Origin of the sequence: Streptomyces sp. NPDC048416 (assembly GCF_043200435.1) — a bacterium.
In the GTDB taxonomy this organism is placed as follows: Bacteria; Actinomycetota; Actinomycetes; order Streptomycetales; family Streptomycetaceae; genus Streptomyces.
On record NZ_JBICXU010000039.1, the window covers coordinates 56,795 to 65,728 of the forward strand.

Below are 8,934 nucleotides of genomic sequence, written 5' to 3' on the forward strand. Positions count from 1 at the left end.
TCGTGACGTACCGCCCCGACCCGCCCCAGCGGGACCCGCCCCGGCGGGACGTACGGAAACACCAACGGCCCCGCACCGAAGTGCGGGGCCGTTGCCGTGGAACGGGTTACGCCGGGACGCTCGCGACGCCCTGCGCAAGGAACTTCTTGCCGTTGACGCGCTCCGAGACGCCCTCGCGGTCCAGGTACGGCGTGATGCCGCCCAGGTGGAAGGGCCAGCCGGCGCCGGTGATCAGGCAGAGGTCGATGTCCTGGGCCTCGGCGACGACGCCCTCGTCCAGCATCAGACCGATCTCCTGCGCCACCGCGTCCAGGACGCGGTCACGGGTCTGCTCCTCGGTCAGGGCGACATCGCCCTGCTTGAGGAGGGCTGCGACCTCCGGGTCCAGCTCCGGCTTCCCGGAGTCGTACACGTAGAAGCCGCGCTTGCCCGCCTTCACGACCGCGGCCAGGTTCTCGGAGACCGTGAAGCGGTCCGGGAAGGCGCGGTTGAGGGTCTCGGACACGTGCAGGCCGATGGCCGGGCCGACCAGTTCGAGCAGGACCAGCGGCGACATCGGCAGGCCGAGCGGCTCGATGGCCTTCTCGGCGACGGCGACCGGGGTGCCCTCGTCGATGATGTTCTGGATCTCGCCCATGAAGCGGGTCAGGATGCGGTTGACGACGAACGCCGGGGCGTCCTTCACCAGGACCGCGGTCTTCTTCAGCTTGCGCGCGACACCGAAGGCCGTGGCCAGCGAGACGTCGTCGGTCTGCTCGCCGCGGACGATCTCCAGGAGCGGCAGGATCGCGACCGGGTTGAAGAAGTGGAAGCCGACGACCCGCTCGGGGTGCTTCAGCTTCGACGCCATCTCGGTGACCGAGAGCGAGGAGGTGTTGGTGGCGAGGATCGCGTGCGCCGGGGCGACCGCCTCGACCTCCGCGAACACCTGCTGCTTGACGCCGATCTCCTCGAAGACGGCCTCGATGATGAAGTCGGCGTCGGAGAAGCCCTCGGCCTTGTCGAGGACACCGGAGACCAGGCCCTTGAGGCGGTTGGCCTTGTCCTGGTTGATCCGGGACTTGGCGAGCAGCTTGTCGATCTCGGCGTGGACGTAGCCCACACCCTTGTCGACGCGCGCCTGGTCGATGTCGGTCAGGACGACCGGCACCTCAAGGCGGCGCAGGAACAGCAGGGCGAGCTGCGAGGCCATCAGACCCGCGCCGACCACGCCGACCTTGGTGACCGGGCGCGCCAGGTTCTTGTCCGGGGCGCCGGCCGGGCGCTTCGCGCGCTTCTGGACCAGGTTGAACGCGTAGATGCCGGACCGCAGTTCGCCGCCCATGATGAGGTCGGCGAGCGCGCTGTCCTCGGCGTCGAAGCCGGCCTGGAGGTCGCCGTCCTTGGACGCCGCGATGATGTCGAGGGCGCGGTAGGCGGCCGGGGCCGCGCCGTGCACCTTCGAGTCCGCGATGAAGCGGCCCTTGGCGACGGCCTGGTCCCAGGCCTCGCCGCGGTCGATCGCGGGGCGCTCGACGGTGACGTCGCCCTTGAGGACGTTCGCCGTCCAGATGAGGGACTGCTCCAGGAAGTCGGCACCCTCGAAGAGGGCGTCGGCGATGCCCAGTTCGAAGACCTGCTTGCCCTTGAGCTGACGGTTCTGGTTCAGCGAGTTCTCGATGATGACCGAGACGGCCTTCTCGGCGCCGATCAGGTTGGGGAGCAGCGTGCAGCCGCCCCAGCCCGGGACCAGGCCGAGGAAGACCTCGGGCAGCGAGAACGCGGGCAGCGCCTTGGAGACGGTGCGGTAGGTGCAGTGCAGACCGACCTCGACACCGCCGCCCATGGCCGCGCCGTTGTAGTACCCGAACGTCGGCACGGCGAGGCCCGCGAGGCGCTTGAAGACCTCGTGGCCGCCCTTGCCGATGGCCAGCGCGTCGTCGTGCTTCTTCAGGAGCTCTACGCCCTTGAGGTCGGCACCGACCGCGAAGATGAACGGCTTGCCGGTGACGCCGACGCCCACGATGGAGCCCTCGGCGGCCTCCTTCTCGACCTGGTCGATGGCGGCGTTCAGGTTCGCCAGGGAGCCGGGGCCGAAGGTGGTCGGCTTGGTGTGGTCGAAGCCGTTGTCGAGCGTGATGAGCGCGAAGCGCCCGGCGCCGTAAGGCAGTTCGAGGTGGCGTACGTGCGCGGACGTCACGACCTCGTCCGGGAACAGCTCGGCCGCGCCCTTGAGAAGCTCAGCGGTGGTGGTGCTCACTTGCTGCCTCCGGCGTCCTTGTGGTGCGGGTTCTCCCAGATGACCGTGGCGCCCATGCCGAAGCCGACGCACATGGTGGTGAGGCCGTAACGGACCTCCGGCTGCTCCTCGAACTGCCGGGCCAGCTGCGTCATCAGGCGTACGCCCGAGGAGGCGAGCGGGTGGCCGTAGGCGATGGCGCCGCCGTACTGGTTGACGCGCGCGTCGTCGTCGGCGATGCCGTAGTGGTCCAGGAACGCGAGGACCTGGACGGCGAACGCCTCGTTGATCTCGAAGAGGTTGATGTCCTCGATCGACAGGCCCGCCTTGGCGAGGGCCTTCTCGGTCGCCGGGATCGGGCCGTAGCCCATGACCTCGGGCTCCACGCCGGCGAAGGCGTAGGAGACGAGGCGCATCTTCACGGGGAGGTTGTTCTCCCGCGCGAACTCCTCGGACGCGATGATCGACGCGGTGGCGCCGTCGTTGAGGCCGGCCGCGTTGCCCGCGGTGACGTTGCCGTGGACGCGGAACGGCGTCTTCAGGTTCGCCAGGCTCTCCAGGGTGGTGCCCGGGCGCATCGGCTCGTCGGCGGTGACCAGACCCCAACCGGTCTCGCCCACCTCGGCGTTGGTGTTGCGCACCGAAACCGGGACCAGGTCCTGCTGGATCTTGCCGTCGGCGTACGCCTTGGCGGCCTTCTCCTGCGAGCGCACGGCGTACTCGTCGGCGCGCTGCTTGGTGATCTGGGGGTAGCGGTCGTGCAGGTTCTCGGCGGTCATGCCCATGAAGAGGGCGGACTCGTCGACCAGCTTCTCGCTGACGAACCGCGGGTTCGGGTCGACGCCCTCGCCCATCGGGTGGCGGCCCATGTGCTCGACGCCACCGGCGATCACGGCGTCGTACGCGCCGAACGCGATCGAGCCGGCGACGGAGGTCACCGCGGTGAGGGCGCCCGCGCACATGCGGTCGATGGAGTAGCCCGGCACGGACTGCGGCAGGCCCGCGAGGATGCCGGCGGTGCGGCCCAGGGTCAGGCCCTGGTCGCCGATCTGCGTCGTGGCCGCGATGGCGACCTCGTCGATCTTGGCGGGGTCCAGGGCCGGGTTGCGGCGCAGCAGCTCACGGATGGCCTTGACGATCAGATCGTCGGCCCGGGTCTCGTGGTAGATGCCCTTCGGGCCCGCCTTGCCGAACGGGGTGCGGACGCCGTCGACGAAGACGACGTCCCTGACGGTACGAGGCACGATGGCTCTCCTCCAGGTGCGGGATGGCACTGCTGCGCTTGGCGTGGCGCACGCGGCTGAGCGCGCGCTCACTGCCCCCATGCTACTTACGGGTAACCAAACTGCCCAGTCCCCTGGGCGGGAGCGGCGAAGGTCACACCCCACGCGATGCCCCGCCCCGGACCCCGGTCGCGCCGTGAGAGCGCTCGTCCTCAATCGCCGGACGGGCTGGGGGGTGCGTATGCGGGCCGGCGCCGGTGCCGCTAAGGGGCGCGGGGAACTGCGCGGCCAGCCGTGCACGGTCCGCACGCGGGAGCGGGGCTTCTGGGGCTGCGCCCCGGACCCCGGTCGCGCCTGAACGGCGCTTGTCCTCAATCGCCGGACGGGCTGGGGGGTGCGTATGCGGGCCGGCGCCGGTGCCGCTAAGGGGCGCGGGGAACTGCGCGACCAGCCGTGCACGGTCCGCACGCGGGAGCGGGGCTTCTGGGGCTGCGCCCCAGACCCCGCCGCGCCTGAACGGCGCTTGTCCTCAATCGCCGGACGGGCTGGGGGGTGCGTATGCGGGCCGGCGCCGGTGCCGCCAAGGGGCGCGGGGAACTGCGCGGCCAGCCACGCACGGTCCGCACGCGGGAGCGGGGCTTCTGGGGCTGCGCCCCGGACCCCGCCGCGCCTGAACGGCGCTTGTCCTCAATCGCCGGACGGGCTGGGGGGTGCGTATGCGGGCCGGTGCCAGTGCCGCCAAGGGGCGCGGGGAACTGCGCGACCAGCCACGCACGGTCCGCACCCGGGAGCGGGGCTCCTGGGGCTGCGCCCTAGACCCCGCCGCGCCTGAACGGCGCTCGTCCTCAATCGCCGGACGGGCTGAGGGGGTGCGTATGCGGGCCGGCGCCGGTGCCGCTAAGGGGCGCGGGGAACTGCGCGGCCAGCCGCGCACGGTCCGCACCCGGGAGCGGGGCTCCTGGGGCTGCGCCCCGGACCCCGGTCGCGCCTGAACGGCGCTCGTCCTCAATCGCCGGACGGGCTGGGGGTGCACGCTGGGGGGTGCATATGCGGGCCGGTGCCAGGGCCGCCAAGGGGCGCGGGGAACTCGGACGGGCTGAGGAACCCGATGCCGGCTCGCACCAAGTAACCAGGGGCGCGGGGAACTGCGCGGCCAGCCACGCACGGTGCGAAGCCGAAGCCGGGTTGAGGGGGCGGGGGGCGGGCCTCGGCGGGGCCCGCGGCCAGGACGCGCCGCGAGCCCCGCCCCGTCACGGCTTGGCCGGCGCCTCGGTCAGGGCCGCGGACAACAGCGGGGTGACCTGGGCGATCTGCCAGGGCCGCGCGCCGTGGGAGGCCAGGGCCTCGGACACCGCCGCATCGGAGCGGTCACCCGGCGGCTCCCAGCAGACCCGCCGCACCGTGTCCGGCGTGATCAGGTTCTCCTGGGGCATGTTCAGCCGCTCGGCAAGCGCGGAAACCGCCGCGCGGGCCGTCGACAGCCGGGCCGCGGCGGCCGGGTCCTTGTCCGCCCAGGAACGCGGCGGCGGCGGCCCCTGCAACGCCTGGCCGGGCTGCGGAAGTTCCGCCTCCGTGAGGGCCTTCGCGCGTTCGACGGCCGCCTGCCACTGCTCCAGCTGACGCCGCCCCATCCGGTGCCCGAAACCGGTCAGCGCGGTGAGCGCGGTGACGTTGGCGGGCAGCGCGAGCGAGGCCTCGATGATCGCGGAGTCGCTGAGCACCTTGCCCGGCGAGACGTCACGCCGCTGCGCCACCGCGTCCCGGGCGGTCCACAATTCGCGTACGGCCGCCATCTGACGGCGCCTGCGCACCTTGTGCATGCCGGACGTGCGGCGCCAGGGGTCCTTGCGGGGCGGGGCCGGCGGCGCGGAGGCGATGGCGTCGAACTCCTCGTGGGCCCATTCCAGCTTGCCCTGCCGGTCGAGCTCCTTCTCCAGCGCGTCGCGCAGATCCACCAGGAGCTCGACATCGAGAGCGGCGTACCGCAGCCAGGGCTCGGGAAGCGGCCGGGTCGACCAGTCGACGGCCGAGTGGCCCTTCTCCAGGGCGTACCCGAGCACGCTCTCGACCATCGCGCCGAGGCCCACGCGCGGGAAGCCGGCGAGCCGCCCGGCGAGCTCGGTGTCGAAGATCCGGGAGGGAACCATGCCTATTTCGCGCAGGCAGGGCAGGTCCTGAGTGGCGGCGTGCAAGATCCACTCGGTGTCCGAAAGTACCTCTCCCATAGCGGAGAGATCCGGACAGCCGACGGGGTCGATGAGCGCGGTGCCCGCGCCTTCGCGGCGCATCTGCACGAGGTAGGCGCGCTGTCCGTAGCGGTAGCCGGAGGCGCGCTCGGCGTCCACGGCCACGGGGCCGGTGCCGGCCGCGAACGCGGCGACCACCGCGGCCAGGGCTTCGTCGGTGGCAACGACAGGCGGAATGCCCTCTCGGGGCTCCAGCAAGGGAATCGGCGCCTTGTCGACGTCGTCCGGGGGAGCGCCCCCGGTGGTTCGCAGTGCTGTCTCTGCTGCGGTCTTATGGGCGTCGGTCACCTGTCAAGGGTATCTGTGTATGCACGGCGCCCGTCGACGGAACGTTCCGTCGACGGGCGCGGGCCGGTGCGTGAGGGTCGTAATCCGGTCAGTGGATGATGCCGGTGCGCAGCGCGACGGCCACCATTCCGGCGCGGTCACCCGTGCCGAGCTTGCGCGCGATCCGGGCGAGGTGGGACTTGACAGTCAGAGCGGACAGGCCCATCGAGACGCCGATCGCCTTGTTGGACTGGCCCTCCGCCACGAGCCGGAGCACTTCGACCTCACGGCCGGAGAGCTCGCGGTAGCCGCCCGGGTGGCTCGGGGCACCCGGGGGGCGGCGGTGCATACGGGCGGCCGCGGCGCCGATGGGGGCGGCGCCGGGACGGCCGGGGTGGCCGATGTTGGTGCGGGTACCGGTGACGACATAGCCCTTCACGCCGCCCGCGAGGGCGTTGCGCACGGCGCCGATGTCGTCGGCGGCGGACAGGGCAAGGCCGTTGGGCCAGCCCGCGGCTCTGGTCTCGGACAGCAGGGTCAGCCCGGAACCGTCGGGCAGGTGGACGTCGGCAACGCAGATGTCGCGCGGGTTGCCGACGCGGGGACGGGCCTCCGCGATGGACGACGCCTCGATGACGTCACGCACTCCGAGCGCCCACAGGTGCCGGGTGACGGTGGAGCGGACTCGGGGGTCGGCAACGACGACCATGGCCGTCGGCTTGTTCGGGCGGTAGGCGACCAGGCTTGCGGGCTGCTCAAGAAGAACGGACACCAGGCCTCCTGGAAAGGTGCGGGACGGAGCCGGCTCGGGGATGAAGCCGGGGCGAACCGTGCAGTTAGGGTCACAAACCTCTTCGGCACCAAACCCCTCGGCCTTTAGAGAATGATCACGATTTGGTGAGAAACATTTAGGGCAATTCGGACGGCTGCTCGATCGTCGAGCAACCGCCGGGGTGCGCCGACCCGTGTGGGGGACCAAGCGGGGGAGCGCACCAACGCCCCGCGCCCCACCGAAGGCGGGGCGCGGGGCGAGAAAAAGGGCAGGTGAAAGGGGGGCGCGCTCAGCGCGGGTCGCGGCGCTGCGGCAGGGTGACCACGCCGCCGCCCGCATCGGCGGCGCCCGAGGCCGGCGGCAGGCCCGCGATCTGGCACAGCAGGTCGCACCAGGCCGCGAGATGGCCCGCGGTGTCCGGCACTCCGCCAAGGCCCTCGCGCGGCGTCCAGGACGCCCGGATCTCGATCTGCGTGGCCGGCAGGCGTTCCGCGAGCCCCCCGAAGTAGTGCGAACCGGCCCGGGTGACCGTGCCGCTCGCCTCCCCGTACGCCAGGCCGCGCGCCTCAAGGGCGCCGGTCAGCCACGACCAGCAGACCTCGGGGAGCAGCGGATCGGCCGCCATCTCCGGCTCCAACTCGGCCCGTACGAGGGTGACCAGACGGAACGTGCCCTGCCAGGCGTCGTGGCCCGCCGGGTCGTGCAGCAGGACCAGCCGGCCGTCGGCCAGGTCGTCCTCGCCCTCGACGACCGCCGCCTCCACGGCGTAGGCGTGCGGCGCGAGACGCTGGGGCGGACGGGTCTCGTCCACCTCGATCTCGGGGCGCAGTCGCGCCGTGCGCAGTGCGTCGACGGCCTGACGGAAGGGGATCGGAACGGTGGTCCCGTCCGCGGCTTCCCTGCCGTCAGCGCCATCCGATGTTCGTCCCTGAGCGGCAGCCATGCGGGGAAGACTAGGCGGAAGGGGGGCCCGGCGGCGGTAGGGACACCCGGCCCGGGGCGGCCGCTTGCGGCCACATGCGAAGATTCTGGGCGTGAGCGCCAACGACCGCCCTGTGGGCCGACCGAACAGCACGACGTACGACTCCGCGTTCCTCAAGGCGTGCAGGCGAGAAGCCGTCCCGCACACGCCGGTCTGGTTCATGCGCCAGGCCGGGCGCTCCCTGCCGGAGTACCTGAAGGTGCGCGAGGGCATCCCGATGCTGGAGTCCTGCATGCGGCCCGATCTCGTCACCGAGATCACGCTCCAGCCGGTGCGCCGGCACAAGGTCGACGCGGCCATCTACTTCAGCGACATCGTGGTCCCGCTCAAGGCCATCGGCATCGACCTCGACATCAAGCCGGGCGTCGGCCCCGTCGTCGCCGACCCGATCCGCACCCGCGCCGACCTGGCCCGGCTGCGCGACCTGACGCCCGAGGACGTGCACTACGTCACCGAGGCGATCGGCATGCTGACCGGCGAGCTCGGCTCCACGCCGCTGATCGGCTTCGCGGGCGCCCCGTTCACGCTCGCCAGCTACCTCGTGGAGGGCGGCCCGTCCCGCAACCACGAGAACACCAAGGCCATGATGTACGGCGACCCGGAACTGTGGGCCGACCTGCTCGACCGCCTCGCCGAGATCACCGCCGCCTTCCTCACGGTGCAGATCGAGGCCGGCGCCTCGGCGGTCCAGCTCTTCGACTCCTGGGTCGGCGCGCTCGCCCCCGCCGACTACCGGCGCTCGATCCTGCCCGCGTCGGCGAAGGTCTTCGACGCGGTCGCCTCCTACGACGTGCCCCGCATCCACTTCGGCGTCGGCACCGGCGAACTGCTCGGCCTCATGGGCGAGGCCGGCGCGGACGTCGTCGGCGTCGACTGGCGCGTCCCGCTCGACGAGGCCGCCCGCCGGGTCGGCCCCGGCAAGGCGCTCCAGGGCAACCTCGACCCCGCGGTCCTGTTCGCACCGACCGAGGCCGTCGAGGCCAAGACCCGCGAGGTCCTGGACGCGGCGGCCGGCCTTGAGGGCCACATCTTCAACCTCGGCCACGGGGTGCTGCCCTCGATGGACCCGGACGCGCTGTCCCGCCTGGTCGCGTACGTCCACGAGCAGACCGCCCGCTAGAGGGCGGCGCGGACACCCCCTAGGGGGTGTCTGGTGGATCATGGCCGGGGGTGCGGCGCCTGGCACGGCACCTCGCGGCGTTGCCGAAACGCCCCGATAGCTCCGC

Annotated in this window: 6 protein-coding genes; 1 reads left to right on the top strand and 5 read right to left on the bottom strand. The window is 72.1% G+C overall.

Translation table 11 applies throughout. From position 1 onward, the window contains the following. Window positions 1-106: 106 nt before the first annotated feature. The 5 genes from ACGFW5_RS32095 to ACGFW5_RS32115 form a co-directional block, all read right to left on the bottom strand. Window positions 107-2,239: a 3-hydroxyacyl-CoA dehydrogenase NAD-binding domain-containing protein gene (locus ACGFW5_RS32095; RefSeq protein ID WP_393837848.1), complete on the bottom strand. Its 2,133-nt coding sequence runs from the start codon at window positions 2,237-2,239 to the stop codon at window positions 107-109. After that, complete coding sequence (locus ACGFW5_RS32100; protein WP_393837849.1) at window positions 2,236-3,462, bottom strand: thiolase family protein; 1,227 nt, start codon at window positions 3,460-3,462, stop codon at window positions 2,236-2,238. The genes ACGFW5_RS32095 and ACGFW5_RS32100 overlap by 4 nt, the downstream gene beginning before the upstream one ends. A 1,229-nt stretch (window positions 3,463-4,691) precedes the next feature. Further along, the gene (locus tag ACGFW5_RS32105) at window positions 4,692-5,975 is read right to left on the bottom strand and encodes an HRDC domain-containing protein (RefSeq protein ID WP_393837850.1); all 1,284 of its coding nucleotides are present in this window, start codon (window positions 5,973-5,975) and stop codon (window positions 4,692-4,694) included. A gap of 88 nt (window positions 5,976-6,063) precedes the next feature. Continuing rightward, window positions 6,064-6,726, bottom strand: a complete 663-nt coding sequence (locus ACGFW5_RS32110; RefSeq protein WP_114039865.1) for a response regulator transcription factor — start codon at window positions 6,724-6,726, stop codon at window positions 6,064-6,066. A gap of 289 nt (window positions 6,727-7,015) precedes the next feature. Further along, window positions 7,016-7,669, bottom strand: coding sequence for a DUF3000 domain-containing protein (locus ACGFW5_RS32115; RefSeq protein ID WP_393837851.1), 654 nt, complete (start codon window positions 7,667-7,669; stop codon window positions 7,016-7,018). Window positions 7,670-7,760: 91 nt separating this feature from the next. Between ACGFW5_RS32115 and hemE the strand changes: the two genes are divergently transcribed. Continuing rightward, on the top strand, window positions 7,761-8,828 hold the full coding sequence (hemE, locus tag ACGFW5_RS32120; RefSeq protein WP_393837852.1) for a uroporphyrinogen decarboxylase: 1,068 nt from the start codon (window positions 7,761-7,763) through the stop codon (window positions 8,826-8,828). Window positions 8,829-8,934 lie beyond the last annotated feature (106 nt).

Excerpts from the sequence above, each read along its gene's own strand:
- ACGFW5_RS32115 (WP_393837851.1), bottom strand. The coding sequence starts at position 7,669 with ATGGCTGCCGCTCAGGGACGAACATCGGATGGCGCTGACGGCAGGGAA.